This window comes from Cytobacillus sp. FSL R7-0696 (genome assembly GCF_038006865.1).
In the GTDB taxonomy this organism is placed as follows: Bacteria; Bacillota; Bacilli; order Bacillales; family Cytobacillaceae; genus Cytobacillus; species Cytobacillus kochii.
Genome location: NZ_JBBOWA010000001.1, coordinates 4,308,764 through 4,327,096, shown reverse-complemented (window position 1 = coordinate 4,327,096; position 18,333 = coordinate 4,308,764). Strand labels below are relative to the sequence as shown.

Below are 18,333 nucleotides of genomic sequence, written 5' to 3'. Positions count from 1 at the left end.
GATTCAGTCTATCTTGTCTAAAGAACTATTTCAAAAAGCTCAGGAATTTATTTATCAGTTTTACGAAGAAACAAGGCAATCAAAAGAACAAGCGGATAGAAGATTAAGTATGATATTTGATGAAATAGAATCAACTGGAACATATACGCAATTACAGGAAGAATTGGCTTATGGTAGCAAACTTGCATGGCGTAATAGTAATCGTTGTATAGGGCGTTTCTTTTGGGAAACACTTCAAGTCATCGATAAGAGATTATGTAACACAGAAGAGGAAGTAGCAAAGGCGCTTTTTGAGCACATAAAACTAGCGACGAATAGTGGGAAAATTAAACCTTTTATTACTGTATTTCCAAGTAACGAGAGTGATACAACCTTTCGTCTATGGAATCACCAATTAATTAGGTATGCTGGATACGACACCAAAGATGGTATATTAGGTGATTCATCTTCTATTGAATTTACAAAAAAGTGCATCGAGCTAGGTTGGGAGCCGACCTATAGTCGTTTCGATATATTACCGCTTGTTATTCAAAAGAACAATGAAGAACCCAAATGGTTTACGATCCCAACAGAATTAATTGTTGAGGTAGAAATCGAACATCCCGAATATACTTGGTTTAAAGAATTACAGTTAAAATGGTATGGAATCCCCATCATTGCTGATATGAAAATGGAAATAGGCGGTCTTATTTATGAAGCTGCACCTTTTAACGGTTGGTATATGGGGACAGAAATAGGTGCTAGAAATTTAGCAGATGAAGAGAGGTACAATCAGCTACCTATTATAGCAGAAATGTTAGAGTTAAATATTCGCTCGAATGCTTCACTTTGGAAAGATCGTGCATTAATTGAATTAAATTTAGCTGTCATGCATTCTTTCCGACGGGCAGGAGTTAGTATTGTAGATCACCATACGGCTGCGGAACAATTCAAACAATTTGAAACGAAGGAAAGAAAACATAAGAGAGAAGTCACTGGAGAGTGGACTTGGCTTATCCCCCCTTTATCACCAGCTACTACTCACATTTTTCATAAACCTTATAAAAATGTAAGTAAGTCACCCAATTATTATTATCAGCATAAACCTTATTAAAAAAAGATAGATACTCTACCCTAAAGGTTAGAATATCTATCTTTTTTTTATGATTGGGAAGAAGTTTTGTGAACAATAGACTGAAGCCGTATAATACTCCCTTTATTACAAATTGAATCTGTCCGTTTTAATGTCTCTAAGGCACTATCAATAAGAAACTTCCTTGGTTTTTTTCTTAAAAGGAGTTCGTCTTGAATAAACTGTATCAATAATTCTTCGTCCTTAGTTATTGCTTCCGTTTCCAAGATAAGTTCACATAAATACTTAATTTCATCCTGTGTTTCAGTACCTAATAAATCGTTGATCTCTGTATCGATTAAAGAAGGTGAGAATAGTTGAACTTCTTTTGTCGCAACTTGATTTGTCATTTCTACAATTCTCTCAACACTATATTGAACAACCTTAGTAATACTGACCGATGATTGAAATAATTCAGTATAATATTTGCTCAACTGATGAAGAATACCAAGGAAGATAATAGACATATCAAGAAGGTATGCTCGCCGATTCTCTCCAAACAGATCAATAAAACGGTAATAAATCCACTTAACTGTCTGGAGCTGACCTTTTCTTATAAATGCTTTAAGTTCTAAGTCATCTGATATGAACATTTCATCAAATAAGGAGACAAGCTGGTGTTTATGATTAAACATGACTTGCTGTTCAACTTGCTGCTTGAAAACATCAATACTTTGTGGGCTTTTTCCGATAAGTAAAGCATCTCTCTCCTTTTCCATCAGTTTGTAACTATCTTTAAAGATGGCCATCAGTAATTCTGATTTTGATGAAAAGTAATTGTAGAATGTACCTTTAGATATACCTGTATAAGATAATATATCTTGGATAGAAGTAGCTTGAAATCCCTTTTCAATAAATAATTCATGAGCTAAATGAATGACATGTAATTTTCTGTCCTTCAAAAAATATCACCTTATTTTTAAGTTTTAAATAATTAGTATCATAACATAAAATTCTACTAAGAAAAAATTCGCAAAGCGAAATATAATGATTGCATTCACTAATCATATCAGTTATGATAAGTCCTACGTGAAATAGTGGTACAAACAATTGAACAATGTGTATAGGGAGGGGAACCAATGACCGCAAATCACCAAAATTCAAATACACCACCCTATGGATTATTAGCAATCCTAATGGTAGGTGCATTTATTGCGTTTTTAAACAATACTTTATTAAATATCGCCTTACCATCAATCATGGAGGATTTGAATGTAGATACAGCTACTGTCCAGTGGCTAACAACTGGCTATATGTTAGTAAATGGGGTCTTAATCCCTGCAACGGCGTTCTTAATCCGTAAATATAGTGTTCGTATTTTGTTTTTATTTGCGATGCTTATGTTCACATTAGGAACATTTGTAGCTGGATTTGCCGATATTTTTAGCATGTTACTTATAGGAAGAATGATGCAGGCATCCGGTTCGGCTATATTAATGCCTGTTCTAATGAATGTGATGCTCGTTTCTTTCCCTGTTGAAAAGCGTGGTTCTGCGATGGGGATATTTGGTTTAATATTAATGGCAGCCCCAGCGATAGGTCCAACATTGTCAGGTTGGATAGTCGAAAATTATGATTGGCGAATGCTGTTTCATTTTATTTCTCCAATTGCAATTATCGTTTTACTATTAGGCTTTATATGGTTAAGAGATAAAAAAGAAAAGCAATCAATTAAATTAGATTTTCTTTCATTATTATTGTCTAGTATTGGGTTTGGTGGAATTTTATATGGATTCAGCTCAGCAGGTAATGATGGATGGAGTGCTGCGAACGTTTATTTAACTATCATTGTTGGTGCTATTTCTCTATTCATTTTTATTTTTAGACAAAACAAGCAAAAAGAACCAATGTTAAACTTTGGTGTTTTTCAATTTCCAATGTTTACTCTCTCAACGATTATTACAATGGTTGTGAATATGGCGATGTTCTCAGGGATGCTACTCATTCCTATCTATGTACAGAATATCCGAGGTATTTCCCCTTTTGATGCCGGTTTAATGATGCTGCCAGGTGCATTAATAATGGCAGCAATGTCACCCCTAACTGGAAAGTTATTTGATAAATTCGGTGGGAAAATATTAGCTTTAACCGGCTTAAGCATTATGACTATCTCGACTTACTTTTTTAGTCGTCTTGGTATGGATACAGGGGTAATTCATATTATGGTATTACATACGATTAGAATGTTCGGTATGTCAATGGTCATGATGCCTGTATCGACAAACGGTTTGAATCAATTACCACCACGGTTTTATCCCCATGGTACGGCGATGAATAATACACTTAACCAAGTATCTGGTGCCATTGGTACAGCATTACTTATTACAATTATGTCTAATAAAGCAAACGCTGTCGGAGAAGATTTAGCAAAAACTACTCTACGTGAAAATGGTGGAGGAGAATTATCTCAAGAAGCGATGATACAAATTGGGTTGCAATCTACATTAGACGGGATTAATTTTGCCTTTTTCGTTTCAACCTTTATCTCGGCTATTGCGTTGATTCTCGTCTTCTTTATGAAACGCTCAGTACCTGCAAAAGATCCTGAAGAACAGACGGAAGCATTAGAAACAGAACCTTTAAATGAAACAGAATCGTCAAGATGATAGAATAAAGTGACTGGAGATCCTCATCTCACAGTCATTTTTTTATGATTTTTTAAAAGGAAGATTAGTTGTATCTTTATACGAAATAATTGCGAATTTCTGATACCCGTGAAATAATAGGTACCATACATAATAGTTTTTATTAAAAGGAAGTGTTTTCTTTGGAGAAAATATATATTATTCACGAGAATGATGAATGGACAGACCATTTGACAAGTAGATTAGATGAATTACAAGTACCTTATGAAACATGGCACTTGCATGAGGGATTAATCGATTTAACTTCTACACCACCAGAAGGTGTGTTTTATAATCGCATGAGTGCTTCATCTCACACGAGAGGGCATCGTTTCGCTCCAGAATTAGCAGCAAGTGTGATTGCATGGCTAGAAAGTCACGGTAGACAAGTGTTAAATGGGAGTAACGCACTTTCGTTAGAAGTGAGTAAAGTGAAACAATATGCTCTACTAGAAAAAAGCGGGATTAAAACACCAAAAACAATTGGAGCAGTTGGGAAAGAAAATATTATAACTGCAGCTGAAAGATTAGGAACCACTCCTTTTATAACGAAACACAACCGTGCAGGAAAAGGTTTAGGTGTGCAGTTATTCCAAACAATCGATTCTTTAAGAACATATGTTAATAGCAATTCCTTCGAAGAACCTGTTGATGGGATTACTCTTATTCAGCAATATATAAAATCGGAGGATCAGATAATTACAAGGGCAGAGTTCATTGGCGGGAAGTTTTATTATGCTGTAAATGTTGATACTTCGGAAGGGTTTGAATTATGTCCGGCAGATGCTTGTCAAATTGGCGATGCTTTTTGTCCGGTGGGAGAAGAGCCACAGATACGTCCTAAATTCGAAATCACTGATGAAGTGGATACCGAACAAATGGTTAAATATGAGAAATTTCTTGAATATGCAGGAATTGATGTAGCAGGGATTGAATTTATAAAAGATGGTGAGGGTAACGTTTATACGTATGACATCAATACAAATACGAATTATAATCCAGACGCTGAAGCAATTGCAGGTAAATATGGTATGTTACAACTAGCAACGTTTTTGAAGGAACAGTTGAAACGAGCATAATTCATGTTAGCCATCATATACTAATGAAGCTAGTCCATTTTTCTATGAACAGTTCTAATTAGAGTGACATATGCTAATTCAAAATGTGTATGTGAGTAATACTGAAATGTTAGCTAATACATCTAAGGGCTGCTTAGTTTTAAGCAGCTCTTGATTATGGAGGTTTTTAAGGTTATTTCTTGACATTTGCTCAAAAAAGAGTATATTTATAACTCGTGATAGCGTTAATTTTAAAGAAAAATTTACATTGTCATAGAACGTTCATAATTATCGACTATAATCATAATATGCTTCTGTTCAATACAAACAGGGAAAGTAGTTGGTAAGAAAAGGGTTTTTATTACCAATTGCTTATAGAATTTTTTTAAAAGCATGTTATAATAATGTGCTAGAAGGTAGGTGCAATAATGGATAATTTATCTAAAAAAGGTCAAAGTTTATTCTTCGATAAATATATTGGCTTCTTTATGTTAGCTGTATTCTTCCTTTGGATGAAAACGTATATAACACAATTAACTCAATTTAATCTCGGGGTTGACAGCCCAATACAGCAATTTCTCTTATTTTTAAATCCTTTAGGATCATCGTTGATTTTTCTTAGTTTAGCTTTATTCTTTAAAGGAAGACGAAAGTATATTGCAACATTAGTGATATACAGCATAATGTCATTCTTGTTATATGCGAATGTGGTATATTATCGTTCATTTACGGATTTTATTACATTACCAACATTAACAATGACACAGAACTTTGCAGATGTTAGTAAGAGTGTAACCACTCTACTACGCCCATATGATTTCTTATTCTTCATAGACATCCTTTTCTTAATTGGTCTATTAGCATTTAAATTTGTTAAGATCGAGAAGAAAGATTATGGTAAGAGACGCATGGTTGCCGTATTATCTTTAGGATTAGCAATCTCATGTGCAAACCTAGGACTGGCTGAAGCAGATCGACCACAATTATTAACACGTGGGTTTGATAGAAACTATATTGTTAAATATCTCGGTATGTACAATTATACTATTTATGATGCAGTACAAAGTACGAAAGCATCAGCTCAAAGGGTTATGGCAGATAGCAATGATACAACCGAAGTCGTGAACTTTACGCAATCAAATTATGCTGAACCAAATCCAGAAACATTCGGTATTGGGAAGGATATGAATGTGATATATCTTCACTTGGAATCCATTCAAACCTTCTTAATGAACTATGAATTGCATGGAGAAGAAGTTACACCATTTCTCAATTCATTAATTGAAGAAGAAAACACAACTTATTTTGATAACTTCTTCCATCAAACAGCTCAAGGAAAAACAGCTGATGCAGAATTTATGCTTGAAAACTCCTTATACGGGTTACCGCAAGGTTCTGCTTTTACTACAAAAGGAATGAATACATTCCATGCAGCACCAGCCATTTTAAAAGAAGAAGGCTATACGTCTGCAGTATTCCATGGAAATAATGGGACATTCTGGAATAGGAATGAGATATATAAAGGATTTGGTTATGACCGTTTTTATGATTCAAGTTATTTTGATATGAATTCAGATAACTTAACTGACTATGGATTAATGGATAAACCATTCTTTGAGCAATCAGAAGCTTATTTGGATGAATTACCACAACCTTTCTATACGAAGTTTATTACCGTAACACATCACTATCCGTATCCATTAGATGAAGAAGAAGCGACAATTGATAAACATACAACTGGCGATCCATCTGTGGATAATTATTTCCAAACGGCAAGATATGCGGATGAAGCACTTGAAGAGTTCTTTAATTATCTTAAAGAATCAGGACTCTATGATAATTCAATTATCGTTATGTATGGTGACCATTATGGCATTTCAAGTAGCCATAAGAAAGCAATGGAACAAGTATTAGATACAGAGTATAGTGATTTTCTTGATACAAGTTTACAACGTGTGCCGTTATTTATTCGTGTCCCAGGTATGGAAGGTGGAACGAACCATGAATATTCCGGCCAAATTGATTTAAAACCAACGTTATTACATTTACTTGGTATCGATTCGAAAGAGTATATCCACTTTGGAACTGATATTTTCTCAAAAGAACATGATGATTTAATACCGTTCAGAAATGGAGATTTTGTTAGTCCAACAATTACAGCTATCGGTGGAAAATATTACGATTCAAATACAGGTGAACTTATAGAAGATGAAGAAGTGATTGCTAAAGGCGATGAGATGAATGAAAATGTTGAGCAAAAGCTCGCATATTCAGATAAAGTCGTCAATGCTGATTTACTTCGATTCTATGAACCAGAGAATTTCACTCCTGTAAATCGATCAGATTATGATTATGCCGACTTTAAAAAGTTGTTTACTGACACTGAATCAAGTACAAACTCAAACGATATGATTAGAGAATAAAAAGAGGAGCCATAAGCGCTCCTCTTTTTATTATTTTACGTTATTTTTTCAAAAACTATTGAATTTTTTAAAAATTTTAATTATTATATAATGTATAAACCAATGACAGTAATTACCTTACTGCAAAAATGGTTTCCCTTTTTGAAATGTGAATATGAAAATCATTGACAATGATTCACTTGATTTTTCTTGCCGAAAAACAAGCCGTGAATAGGAGTCAGTAGAGTAAACTTTTCGGAGGAAAGTTTATTTTGCTGACTCTATTTTATTGTTGTAGAAATGGAGTGTATAAAAGATGAGGCTTGCATTAGAAGGGGTTAAGATTATCGACCTATCACGGGTGTTAGCAGGACCATTCTGTACGATGATACTGGGTGATTTAGGGGCAGAAGTCATCAAAATTGAACATCATCAGAATGGAGATGAAACAAGATTCTGGGGACCTCCTTTTGTTGAAGGTGAAAGCGCTTATTATTTATGTGCAAACAGAAATAAAGAGAGTATGACATTGAACTTAAAAGCTGAAGAAGGAAAGGAGATTTTTCGTCAATTAGTAAAAGATGCTGATATCGTAGTACAGAATTTCAAAACAGGTACATTAGATAAATGGGGACTTGGATACGAGCAGTTAAATGAATGGAACAGTAAAATTATTTTAGCTTCTATTACAGGGTTTGGTCAAAGTGGGCCATATAAAGATCTACCTGGGTATGATTACATCATTCAAGCAATGAGTGGTTTAATGAATATTACCGGAGAGGAAGCTGGCTCACCAATGAAAGTTGGTGTTGCCATTTCTGATGTGATCACAGGTTTATATACTTGTATTGGAATATTAAGTGCATTACAACACCGTCAACACACTGGAGAAGGTCAAGAAATTGATATAGCATTATTAGATTGTCAAATATCGGCCTTAGTTAATGTAGCGAGTAATTATTTGGTCGGTCAAACAGAACCTAAGCGGTTAGGTAATCGCCATCCAAATATAGCCCCTTATCAAGTATTTACGGTGGCTGATGGAGAAATGGTCATTGCTGTTGGCAACGATCAACAATTTGCCCGTTTCTGTAATATTTTAGAATTAGCTGAGTTGATAAACGATAATCGGTATGCCACCAATCGTAGTCGCGTTGAAAATCGTAGTTCGCTAATACCAATTCTTCAACGAGAGTTATTAAAAAATTCAAAACAAAATTGGAAGCGTTTATTTGATGAACATGCGATTCCAAACGGTCCAATTCATACAATTAGCGAAATGTTTAATGATCCACAAGTTCTTGCAAGAGAGATGGTGATAGAGGGCAATCATCCTCATATACCGTCTTTGAAATTAACAGGTTCTCCATTAAAGCTGTCAAAATCTCCGGTCAAAGTAAGACATCATCCGCCGCTTTATGGGGAGCAGACAGCCGAAATATTACAGAGAGTGGGATATACCAGAGCGGAAATAAAAGAAATGAAAAAAAATCAAGTGATATAGGAGGAATTATAATGATGAATTTCGAATTAACAGAAGAACAAGAAAGTGTAAAAAAATTAGTGAGACGGTTCGTTGACAATGAAATTATGCCAAATATTCAAGAGTGGGATCGTAAACAACATTTTGAACCTCGTATTTTAGAAAGGCTGTCAGAACTTCAATTAATGGGTGTATGTATTCCTGAGCAATACGGCGGGGCGGGGATGGATTATAACACCCTAGCAATTGTATGTGAAGAATTAGAAAGAGGAGACACAGCATATAGAACAGCAGTGTCTGTTCATACAGGGTTAAATAGTATGACCTTATTGCAATGGGGAACTGAAGAACAAAAGCAAAAATATTTAGTTCCTCAAGCAAAAGGTGTAAAAGTAGGTGCTTTTGGTCTTACTGAACCGAATGCTGGATCAGATGTAGCAGCAATGAATTCGACAGCGAAAAAAGATGGTGACTATTATATTTTAAACGGATCAAAGACTTGGATTTCACTTTGTGATGTTGCTGATCACTTTCTTGTATTTGCTAAAACAGATCATGATGCAGCTCATAAAGGTATCACAGCTTTTATCGTAGAGAGAACATTTGCAGGTGTAGAAACAAAGGCTATTAAAGGAAAGTTAGGTATACGAGCGGGTAATACTGGTGAAGTGTTCTTATCTGATGTAAAAGTACCAGTAGCCAACCGTTTAGGTGAGGAAGGGGAAGGCTTCAAAATTGCCATGTCAGCTTTAGATAATGGTCGATTCACAGTAGCTGCTGGTGCAGTAGGCTTAATCGCTGCTAGTTTAGAAGCGAGTGTGAAATATTGTCATGAAAGGAAAACATTTGGTAAAGAGATAGGAAAGCATCAACTTGTTCAACAAATGATTGCTAAGATGACTGCTAACCTAGAAATTTCACGCCTACTTGTTTTCAAAGCTGGATCGCTGAAAAATGCTGGTAAGAGAAATACAAAAGAAACATCATTAGCCAAATGGATTGCGTGTGATGCTGCGTTTGAGGCGGCAAATGATGCGGTACAAGTCCATGGTGCTTATGGTTATTCAGATGAATACCCCGTAGAAAGGTACTTGAGAAATTCAAAAGCTCCGGTTATTTACGAAGGAACGAGAGAAATTCATACCGTTATGCAAGGTGAATATGCACTAGGCTATCGTGAAGATAAGCCATTGCGTAACCCACTGCCATCTTGGCCGTTTGAAGAAGAAGAGGTGGCAATTCAACAAAGATAAGGAGAGCAACTATCATGAATACATTTTTTCTAGCAGGACACGCTAAGCTTCCTCAAGGAATGGCGGCAAGGAACCTATATGATTCTATTACAATTACATTAGAATTGGATCAAAAGTATGGTGTAATCATTGATGCATCATGCACGTTAGCAACAGAGCATGGAAGAGAATTTATTCGCCAGTTATTAAGAGGATATAGTTTAAATGATGGTTTGGAACCTTTGATACAGAGAGTAAAAGATCATTATAAGGGCAAAGCGGGTCAAGCAATATTAGCTGCTTTAAAAGATGTACACACACAATATGAAATGGTTTTATCTGTGAAATAAGGAGGGGGGCTGCTTTCATGCAGACCCCTTTTTCCTATCATCGTGTAAAAAAGGAGAAGAGTGATATGGATACCATTCGTTTTAAAATCGGAGACAGTGCAGCCATTGCAAGAAAATTTACGGAAGAAGAAATTTTGAGCTGTCAGCAACTAACAAATGATTATAGCCCTGTTTACCAATTACACAAAAAGAAATGGGATGAACCTTTTCACAAACCAATCGTACCCGCATTGTTAATTGAAGGACTGATTCATCAAGTAGTTAGTGAGAAATTACCAGGTTGTCCATGTGTGCTCCTTCAAAAAGAACTGTTATTTTATGACCCTGTTTACCGTAACGAAACCATCACAGCTAAGTTAGATTTGCTAGACTGTCATAACGAACGTCATTGGTTGACGATAAAAGTATCATGTACAAACGAAGATCATCATGAAGTCATTAGAGGTCAGCTCGTGGTACAATTACTCGAGCCTAAAGGTTGAATAAGATGAAGGATATAACATTGATGGAACAATCTCATCAAAATCCTATATTAATCGTAACTGAGCACGGAAGAATGGTTACTGCTAACCCTATATTTACCCAACGGTTTGCGATTACAATACAAGAATTGAAAGATCAGTTGATTGAGGTTAGTAATTTTCCTTATTTGATTGGCAAGCTTCATTGTCTAACGATTTTATCGGTTCTCTGTATCGTCAAAGTTAATAAGGAAAATGGGCATTATCGTTTAACTATTTTTTTAAAAGCAGATGAAATTTCTCTCCCTGTTTTAAAACAGTTTCTTTCTTTATTACAAGAAAAAGAGCAATATACACCTAAGAATCATACAGCTAATTATGAGTTTGCGCATATTATCGGTGAAAGTCAAAAGTTATTAGAAGTGAAAGAACTAGCTGCTCGTATAGCTGTTAGTTCATCCACGGTTTTAATTACCGGTGAAAGTGGTACTGGTAAAGAATTATTCGCTCAAGCGATTCATCATGCCAGTCCAAGGAGAAGAGGTCCTTTTATTGCAGTCAATTGTGCAGCCATTCCATCAGAATTATTTGAATCTGAAGTATTTGGTTATGAAGAAGGCGCATTTAGTGGAGCGAAAAAAACAGGCAAACCAGGAAAAATTGAGCTAGCACAAAATGGCACATTGTTCCTTGATGAAATTTCTGAATTGCCTAAAGCGGCTCAAGGAAAGCTATTAAGGGTATTGCAAGAGAGAGAAGTTGAGAGACTTGGATCCATAGGAAAAAAGCGAGTGGATATTCGGATTATAGCCGCCACGAATAGAGATTTATTTGAGCTCGTCTCGGCAGGGGAATTCAGACAAGATCTATATTATCGTTTATTCGTATTTGATCTACCTATCCCCCCTTTAAGAGACAGAAAAGAAGATATATTACCGCTTGTTCACTATTTTTTAGATAAATATAATCAACAACTTAATAAAAACATCAATCAGATTCGTCCCCATTTGCTAAAATGCTTAATGGATCATGAATGGCCTGGTAATATAAGAGAATTAAAAGCTGTGGTAGAAAGAGGGGTAACACTTTCTTTAGGAGAAGAGTTAGGTGACAATGCAATGGTGAAAAGAATAGCGACTCAAACTAGTCAAACCCAGTGTTTACCAAGCAATAATAATTCAAAAACCTTAGAAGAGATCGTGAAAGAAACAGAGAAAAAAGCTATTGTTGAGGCTTTAGAAAAATCGGATGGAGATAAAACGATGGCTGCTGTCAAATTAAATATTCATTTGGCCAGTTTATATAGAAAAATGGCTAAATATCAAATCAAAACCTAAGTAAGTAGAAAACGTAAGCAGATTTTGGCAGGGAGCCAATTTGTTTACGTTTTTTTGTTGATAGCACTCGTTCATTTACTGTATGATGACACATTTTTGCATATATAATTCGCAAAAGTGAGATAAATTCGCAATGGTAAGAAGAATGAAACCGAATAAACAGCTTCAAACAAATAAATTAATTTGGCATGGTTCTTGCTTATTAGTAACTGAGAGGAGGATGGATGATGTTACAATTTTCATTTACTGAAGAGCAAGAGGACTTTCGAAAAATTTTAAGACAATATTCTAAAGAGGTATTATTACCTCAATATACAAAGTGGGACAGAGAAAAAAAGACGCCGAGACATTTATGGGAGGAGCTAGGGGAGTTAGGTGTAACAGGTCTGCGTATTCCAGAAAAATATGGTGGAAGCGCGGCAGATTGTATCACGACAGGTATTGCTGCTGAAGAAATAGGCAAAGGTGATTTTAATTTAACTTATTCAGTAATGTTAAATGCTTTAATAGGAGAAATTCTCTCCATTCATGCAAATAATGCTATTAAATCAGAGTGGCTTCCGAAAATTGCACAGGGGAAATCGATTGTTGGGATTGCAATTACTGAGCCACAAGCAGGTACCGATGCAGGGGGAATACAATCAACAGCTATTAGAAAAGGCGATCATTTCATTCTAAATGGTGAGAAATCGGGGATTAGTGTGGCAACAGTGGCGGATGCATTTATTCTTTTTGCTAAAACCGACCCAACTGCCGGAAATAGAGGAATATCCGCTTTTCTTGTACCTAGTGATTTACCAGGAGTAGACTGTAGAGGTTATGAAGATATGGGAAATATCCCAATAGGTAGAGGCTCCGTTTATTTAACTGATGTCATGATTCCTGAGCAATACTTGATTGGTAATCTAAATGAAGGCTTCTCTCAAGTGATGAATGGCTTTGATTTAAGCCGACTTTTAATAGGACTTCAATGTATAGGTACAGCCACACAAAGTTTGGATGAAACAATAGAACATGTGAAAACAAGACATTCTTTCGGCAAACCATTAGCTGTGAATCAAGCAGTCTCTTTTCCGATAGTACACCATTATACTCAACTGGAGCTCGTTAAATGGCAAGCTTATCGAGGACTGTGGTTGCGTGATGAAGGTTTACAACATACGAAGGAAGCAGCATCTGTTAAGTGGCTTGCACCTAAATATAGTAGTGAAGCGATTCATGAATGCCTCCTTTTAAATGGGCACTATGCTTATACAAAAGAAATGCCATTTGAACAACGATTAAGAGATGTCATTGGATTAGAGATTGGTGATGGAACAGCCCAAGCAAACCAAATGGTAATCGCCAAACACCTTATAGGGAAAGAATTCCGATCTTATCAAAAAATATAAATTCAAATCAGAAGAAAAGGAGAATCACTAATGGAATTAATAGATACGATACTAGAAAAGAAAAATGGCGTAGCGAAAATAACTATTAACCGACCAGAAGTTTATAATGCCTTTCGAGCACAAACGATTAAAGAATTAATTTGGTGTTTTCGTGAAGCTTGGGATGATAACACTGTTGGTGTGGTGATTTTAACAGGTACAGGAGAAAAAGCATTCTGTACAGGTGGCGATCAAAAACAAAAAGATGGAGAAAGTGGTTATGATGGTAAAGGTGGTCTAGGAAATGGAATTGGCCTTGAAATAGAGAATCTCCATCAAACGATAAGAAACATCCCTAAGCCAGTTATTGCTGCTGTTAATGGCTATGCAATCGGTGGGGGCCACGTATTACATGTAGTTTGTGATTTAACAATTGCTGCTGATACCGCAAAGTTTGGGCAATCAGGGCCAAAGGTTGGGAGCTTTGATGCAGGATATGGATCTGCCTATTTAGCAAGAATCGTTGGTGAGAAGAGAGCAAGAGAAATTTGGTACTTATGTGAACAATATAGCGCTGATGAATGTAAAGAAATGGGACTAGTGAATAAAGTTGTACCATTACATGAATTACAGCAGGCATCAGAAGACTGGGCACAAAAAATACTGCAAAAAAGTCCAACAGCAATTAAAATGTTGAAACTGTCCTTCAATGCAGATAGTGCAAATATCCAAGGGATTACGCAGTTGTCAATGGCAAATTTAGCATTATTCTATCAATCTAATGAATCAGCGGAAGGAAAAAATGCTTTCCTAGAAAAACGCCCAGTAGATTTTTCTACGTTTAGAAGTTAAATGAAAGATGAAGGAGTGTTTATTGTGGAACAATTAGATGGATTAACATCATATTCTTCACAATGGCTCAATAAAACGATGATTGATTACTTAGATGAAGCAATCACACGTACACCAAATAAAACAGCGATTATCGATAGTAAAAGTCGATACACATACAAAATGTTAGGTTCAATGGTCGATCGCGTCGCACTAGGTTTATTGGACTTAGGTATAAAAAAAGGCGATGTCATTTCTATTCAGCTTCCGAATTGGAATGAGTTTGTTATTCTACATTATGCTGCTTCAAAAATTGGGGCGATTACGAACCCTCTTGTACCTATTTACCGAGAAAGAGAACTTACTTATATGGTTAAAGAGGCAGGGGCTAAATTATTAATTATTCCAGATTGTTTTAGAGGCCATGATTATATTGAAATGGTAGGAAAATGTCTAAACGAATGGCCGGAACTTGAGAATATTGTTGTTGTAGGAAATTCGTTACCAATACCGGAAAAAATGAAATCGTTTGCATCAATAGTCACTTCTATAGACATACTTCAAAAGCGTAGAGATGAGCTAAATATAGAAATAGATCCTAATGAAGTGACTGAGATTATCTTTACTTCAGGTACAACAGGTCTTCCTAAAGGTGTCATGCATACTCATAATACTTTATGTATTACTTCCCATTATTGGATTGATCATTTGCAATTAACGAATGAAGATGTGTTATTTATGGCTTCAACCTTTGCCCATCAAACTGGGTTTGCATACGGTGTAAGGTTACCAACACAATATGGTGGTACAGCCGTCTACCAAGATACTTGGAATCCAGATTCATTCTTAAAGCTTATAGAAACAGAGAAAGTGACTTTTACGGCTGGAGCTACACCTTTTCTAAAAGACACAATCGCAGCGGCTAAAAAAAGCACAGCAGATATTAGTAGTTTGAAGTATTTTATTGCTTTAGGCGCCCCTATTCCGAGAAACTTAGTCAAGCAAGCAGAAAAGGTTGTATCATTCATAATATTGGCCGGTTGGGGGCAAACAGAAAATGGGTTAGTTACCTTAACAAAGAGAACTGATTCCATTCAAAAATTGACGGAAACAGATGGTGTTGCTTTCACTGGCATGGAAGTAAAGGTTGTCAATCAAGAAGGGGAGACTTGCCAGGCGGGAGAAGAAGGTAATATTTATTGCCGTGGACCGGCTTTATTTCGCGGTTATTATAAACAAATAGAGAAAACGCAGTCTGAATTCGATCGAGATTGGTTTATTACTGGTGATAGAGGCGTGTTGGATGAGGATGGTTATTTAAGAATTACTGGTAGAAACAAAGATATTATTATTCGAGGTGGGGAAAATATCCCCGTATCTTATATTGAAAATGTCCTATATGAGTATGAGTTGATCAATGATGTGCAGGTTGTGGCAATGCCAGATGAACGATTGCAAGAAAAAGCATGCGCATTTATTCAATTGAAACAAGGGGCTACTACGCTTACTTTAGCTATGTTACAACAGTTTTTACTGGAAAAAGGGGTAGCGAAACAATATTGGCCCGAACATTTTGTCCTTCTAGAGGAATTTCCACGAACAGCAAGTGGGAAAATCCAGAAGTTTAAATTAAGAGAATCGTTACTAAAGAATTGAATGTAACTTAAGTAAAAAGGAGTGTTTGAATAATGAGTAAAATAGCCTATATTACCGGTGGCGGTAGGGGGATGGGAAGAGCAATTTGTTTAGCTGTTGCAAATAATTATCACGTGGTTGCCAGTGATATCAATATAAATAATGCGAAAGAAACTATTGAACTTGTGAAAGAAATAGGTGGAGAGGGGTTTGCTGTACATTGTGATGTTACGAGTTTAGAAAGTGTAGAACGATCAGTAAAGGAAGTGCAGCAGAAGTATGGGCGTATTGATTTACTTGTAAATAATGCGGGATGGGATAAAATTGAACCATTTTTACAAAGTGAACCCGATACTTGGAGAAAGGTAATAGACATTAATTTAATGGGTCAAGTACACACATGTAAAATGATCCTGCCATTAATGATAGAAAATGGGAAAGGAAAGGTAGTCAACATTGCTTCAGATTCTGGGAGAGTAGGTTCAAGTGGAGAAGGAGTTTACTCTGCTGCTAAAGGTGGTGTAATTGCATTTACAAAGACGATTGCAAGAGAAATGGCCAGATATCAGATTAATGTGAACTGCATTGCGCCAGGTCCAGCCGATACGCCACTTTTCCAGGAGATAGGATCTTATAATAAAGGGATTGCTGCTGCACTAGAGAAAGCCATTCCATTCCGAAAATTAGCCCAACCAGAGGATATTGCTGGTGCAGTCGCTTTTTTTGCTTCGAAGGAAGCGGATTATATTACCGGGCAAACACTTTCTGTTAATGGCGGTTTAACAATGTGTTAAACAAGATAAAAAAAGGATAACTTCTTTCCTAAGTTCTTAAGGATAGAAAATAAGTATAAGAGCATGCAAACAAGCCGAAACCTTATTCGGCTTGTTTGTATTTGTGCTTGAATAGGCAGTAATATATTGTTACTCTTCTATATCATAAGAATGTTTCTCGTCAATGGTTCCATCTTTTTTATATATTACAAGATGTGTTTTTTTATTTTGAGCGATTTCCTTTGCTCTTTTGACTGCTTCTGCCTTCGTAGGAAGGATCTCAGATGGTTTTTTTCCATGATCAGTTGTAATTGCCCAACCATCATCGTGTGGTAGTACATGTTGTCCTTCTTGAACTCGTTTACTCTTTTCTTTATCCCCTTTTCCTTCGGGTTGTAACTCACTGTCAGTTGCTTGAATCATTTGGTTTCGTTCTTTCGTTGTTGCATCGCTATACCATTTTTTACTTTGTTCAATGGCAATTGGGATAGCACGACTTTCATTATAGCCATCGCGAATAAGACTGTTAGCTATTTCAATGGCTTTTTTCTTCATCGCTGTTTCTAAGTTTTTGAATGAATCTGGATAATCTGTCGTATGCCAGGGCATGTTCTCCACCTCCTAGTTTATTATTAAATTCATACCCTAGTTTGATAAAGATTACTCATAAAAAAAAGTAAGAGTAGTACATAACAATAGTGAAATATCTAAAAATTTAGAATAATGATTGACAAATGATGGGTCTCTATTTAAAATTAAAACAATGTTTTGTTATAGAAACATAATGAAGAGGAGGAGTAAAATGCCTACCATAAGAGTAAGTAAAGAAATGAAGATTCATTACAGAGTGAAAGGTGAGGGAAAGCCGCTTATTATTTTACACGGGTTAGGTAATAATTCTCAGTCGTGGACAAAACAATTGGATGATTTATCAAAAGACTTTCAAGTATTCGTTTGGGATGCACCAGGTTATGGTCAAAGTAGTGATCCGGAGGAAGAGTTTACAAGTTTCCGGCAATTTGCTGATATACTAAAGCAATTTGTCGATGCCCTAGAATTACAAAAATTTTACTTACTTGGTCATTCAATGGGTTCTGCTATTGCTATAGATTTTACCTATCGATTCAAAGATCGAGTTGAATTACTTATTATTGCTGATCCAACACGAGGGGCTGCTGGGAATAGTGAAGAAGAGAACAGGAAAAAGTTAACTAGAAGAGTTTATAATGTGACAAATCTAACAGGAGAAGAACTAGCAAGACAAAGAGTAAGAGAATTGTTAGCGCCAGAGGCAAATCTGGAGGTTGTGAAAGAAGCAGAAAGAATTATGGCGCAAGTTCGACCGAAAGGATATATTTCGGTTGCTAACTCATTATATTCCTTGGATCACACGGACATTTATGGGAGCATAACAACGCCAACTTTAATATTATGTGGTGAATTTGATAAGGCAACTCCTGTTGAAGAGGCAAAAATATTTCATCATGCGATTGCCGAATCACAGTTGGTGATCATTCCTAATACAGGCCATCTTTGCTATCAAGAGGACCCAGCATCTTTTAATGAAGCCGTTCGGACATTTCTGCAAAATCCTGTAAATATATAAATGAAAATGATTCTTAATATCTTTTTCATCGATTTTTTGTTAAAATAGTAATATAGCATT

At 35.9% G+C, this 18,333-nt stretch carries 16 protein-coding genes; 14 read left to right on the top strand and 2 right to left on the bottom strand.

The window, feature by feature from the left end:
- The first annotated feature begins 13 nt into the window (after positions 1-13).
- The gene (locus MKX29_RS22035) at positions 14-1,093 is read left to right on the top strand and encodes a nitric oxide synthase oxygenase (RefSeq protein ID WP_263624160.1); all 1,080 of its coding nucleotides are present in this window, start codon (positions 14-16) and stop codon (positions 1,091-1,093) included.
- 47 nt (positions 1,094-1,140) lie between these two features.
- Here the strand turns inward: MKX29_RS22035 and MKX29_RS22030 are convergent, their stop codons facing one another.
- A complete protein-coding gene (locus MKX29_RS22030) occupies positions 1,141-2,013 on the bottom strand; it encodes a TetR/AcrR family transcriptional regulator (protein WP_341107798.1) in 873 nt (290 codons plus the stop codon).
- Between the two features lie 177 nt (positions 2,014-2,190).
- Here MKX29_RS22030 and MKX29_RS22025 point away from each other — a divergent pair, with 177 nt between their 5' ends.
- From MKX29_RS22025 to MKX29_RS21970, 12 genes are all read left to right on the top strand, one after another.
- Entirely contained in the window at positions 2,191-3,717 is a 1,527-nt protein-coding gene (locus tag MKX29_RS22025) for an MDR family MFS transporter (protein WP_224936265.1), read from the top strand.
- A 161-nt stretch (positions 3,718-3,878) separates the two neighbouring features.
- Positions 3,879-4,814 carry an ATP-grasp domain-containing protein gene (locus MKX29_RS22020; RefSeq protein ID WP_224936266.1) on the top strand — a complete coding sequence of 312 codons (936 nt, stop codon included), beginning with the start codon at positions 3,879-3,881 and terminating at the stop codon, positions 4,812-4,814.
- Positions 4,815-5,221: 407 nt separating this feature from the next.
- Positions 5,222-7,216: an LTA synthase family protein gene (locus MKX29_RS22015; RefSeq protein WP_224936267.1), complete on the top strand. Its 1,995-nt coding sequence runs from the start codon at positions 5,222-5,224 to the stop codon at positions 7,214-7,216.
- Positions 7,217-7,511: 295 nt separating this feature from the next.
- A complete protein-coding gene (locus MKX29_RS22010; protein ID WP_224936268.1) occupies positions 7,512-8,699 on the top strand; it encodes a CaiB/BaiF CoA transferase family protein in 1,188 nt (395 codons plus the stop codon).
- A 14-nt stretch (positions 8,700-8,713) separates the two neighbouring features.
- Complete coding sequence (locus tag MKX29_RS22005; RefSeq protein ID WP_224936641.1) at positions 8,714-9,931, top strand: acyl-CoA dehydrogenase family protein; 1,218 nt, start codon at positions 8,714-8,716, stop codon at positions 9,929-9,931.
- 14 nt (positions 9,932-9,945) lie between these two features.
- Positions 9,946-10,260, top strand: coding sequence for a DUF3870 domain-containing protein (locus tag MKX29_RS22000; protein WP_224936269.1), 315 nt, complete (start codon positions 9,946-9,948; stop codon positions 10,258-10,260).
- A gap of 17 nt (positions 10,261-10,277) precedes the next feature.
- Positions 10,278-10,742, top strand: a complete 465-nt coding sequence (locus tag MKX29_RS21995; protein ID WP_224936270.1) for a hypothetical protein — start codon at positions 10,278-10,280, stop codon at positions 10,740-10,742.
- Positions 10,743-10,747: 5 nt separating this feature from the next.
- Positions 10,748-12,058: a sigma-54 interaction domain-containing protein gene (locus tag MKX29_RS21990; RefSeq protein ID WP_341107793.1), complete on the top strand. Its 1,311-nt coding sequence runs from the start codon at positions 10,748-10,750 to the stop codon at positions 12,056-12,058.
- Between the two features lie 227 nt (positions 12,059-12,285).
- Positions 12,286-13,449, top strand: coding sequence for an acyl-CoA dehydrogenase family protein (locus MKX29_RS21985; protein WP_322909257.1), 1,164 nt, complete (start codon positions 12,286-12,288; stop codon positions 13,447-13,449).
- A 30-nt stretch (positions 13,450-13,479) separates the two neighbouring features.
- Positions 13,480-14,280 (top strand): 1,4-dihydroxy-2-naphthoyl-CoA synthase, encoded by an 801-nt coding sequence (menB, locus tag MKX29_RS21980; RefSeq protein WP_095373464.1) that lies wholly within the window; start codon positions 13,480-13,482, stop codon positions 14,278-14,280.
- Between the two features lie 24 nt (positions 14,281-14,304).
- Entirely contained in the window at positions 14,305-15,915 is a 1,611-nt protein-coding gene (locus MKX29_RS21975) for an AMP-binding protein (RefSeq protein ID WP_341107790.1), read from the top strand.
- Between the two features lie 32 nt (positions 15,916-15,947).
- On the top strand, positions 15,948-16,688 hold the full coding sequence (locus MKX29_RS21970) for an SDR family NAD(P)-dependent oxidoreductase (protein ID WP_341107788.1): 741 nt from the start codon (positions 15,948-15,950) through the stop codon (positions 16,686-16,688).
- Between the two features lie 129 nt (positions 16,689-16,817).
- On the opposite strand, the gene MKX29_RS21965 is transcribed toward MKX29_RS21970, so the two are convergent.
- Positions 16,818-17,276 carry a DUF2188 domain-containing protein gene (locus MKX29_RS21965; RefSeq protein WP_095373461.1) on the bottom strand — a complete coding sequence of 153 codons (459 nt, stop codon included), beginning with the start codon at positions 17,274-17,276 and terminating at the stop codon, positions 16,818-16,820.
- Positions 17,277-17,469: 193 nt separating this feature from the next.
- On the opposite strand from MKX29_RS21965, the gene MKX29_RS21960 reads away from it, so the two are divergent.
- Positions 17,470-18,273 (top strand): alpha/beta fold hydrolase, encoded by an 804-nt coding sequence (locus MKX29_RS21960; RefSeq protein WP_095373460.1) that lies wholly within the window; start codon positions 17,470-17,472, stop codon positions 18,271-18,273.
- Positions 18,274-18,333 lie beyond the last annotated feature (60 nt).

Excerpts from the sequence above, each read along its gene's own strand:
- MKX29_RS22025 (WP_224936265.1), top strand. The coding sequence starts at position 2,191 with ATGACCGCAAATCACCAAAATTCAAATACACCACCCTATGGATTATTA.
- MKX29_RS22015 (WP_224936267.1), top strand. The coding sequence starts at position 5,222 with ATGGATAATTTATCTAAAAAAGGTCAAAGTTTATTCTTCGATAAATAT.
- MKX29_RS22010 (WP_224936268.1), top strand. The coding sequence starts at position 7,512 with ATGAGGCTTGCATTAGAAGGGGTTAAGATTATCGACCTATCACGGGTG.
- MKX29_RS22005 (WP_224936641.1), top strand. The coding sequence starts at position 8,714 with ATGAATTTCGAATTAACAGAAGAACAAGAAAGTGTAAAAAAATTAGTG.
- MKX29_RS22000 (WP_224936269.1), top strand. The coding sequence starts at position 9,946 with ATGAATACATTTTTTCTAGCAGGACACGCTAAGCTTCCTCAAGGAATG.
- MKX29_RS21995 (WP_224936270.1), top strand. The coding sequence starts at position 10,278 with ATGCAGACCCCTTTTTCCTATCATCGTGTAAAAAAGGAGAAGAGTGAT.
- MKX29_RS21990 (WP_341107793.1), top strand. The coding sequence starts at position 10,748 with ATGAAGGATATAACATTGATGGAACAATCTCATCAAAATCCTATATTA.
- MKX29_RS21985 (WP_322909257.1), top strand. The coding sequence starts at position 12,286 with ATGTTACAATTTTCATTTACTGAAGAGCAAGAGGACTTTCGAAAAATT.
- menB (WP_095373464.1), top strand. The coding sequence starts at position 13,480 with ATGGAATTAATAGATACGATACTAGAAAAGAAAAATGGCGTAGCGAAA.
- MKX29_RS21970 (WP_341107788.1), top strand. The coding sequence starts at position 15,948 with ATGAGTAAAATAGCCTATATTACCGGTGGCGGTAGGGGGATGGGAAGA.
- MKX29_RS21965 (WP_095373461.1), bottom strand. The coding sequence starts at position 17,276 with ATGCCCTGGCATACGACAGATTATCCAGATTCATTCAAAAACTTAGAA.
- MKX29_RS21960 (WP_095373460.1), top strand. The coding sequence starts at position 17,470 with ATGCCTACCATAAGAGTAAGTAAAGAAATGAAGATTCATTACAGAGTG.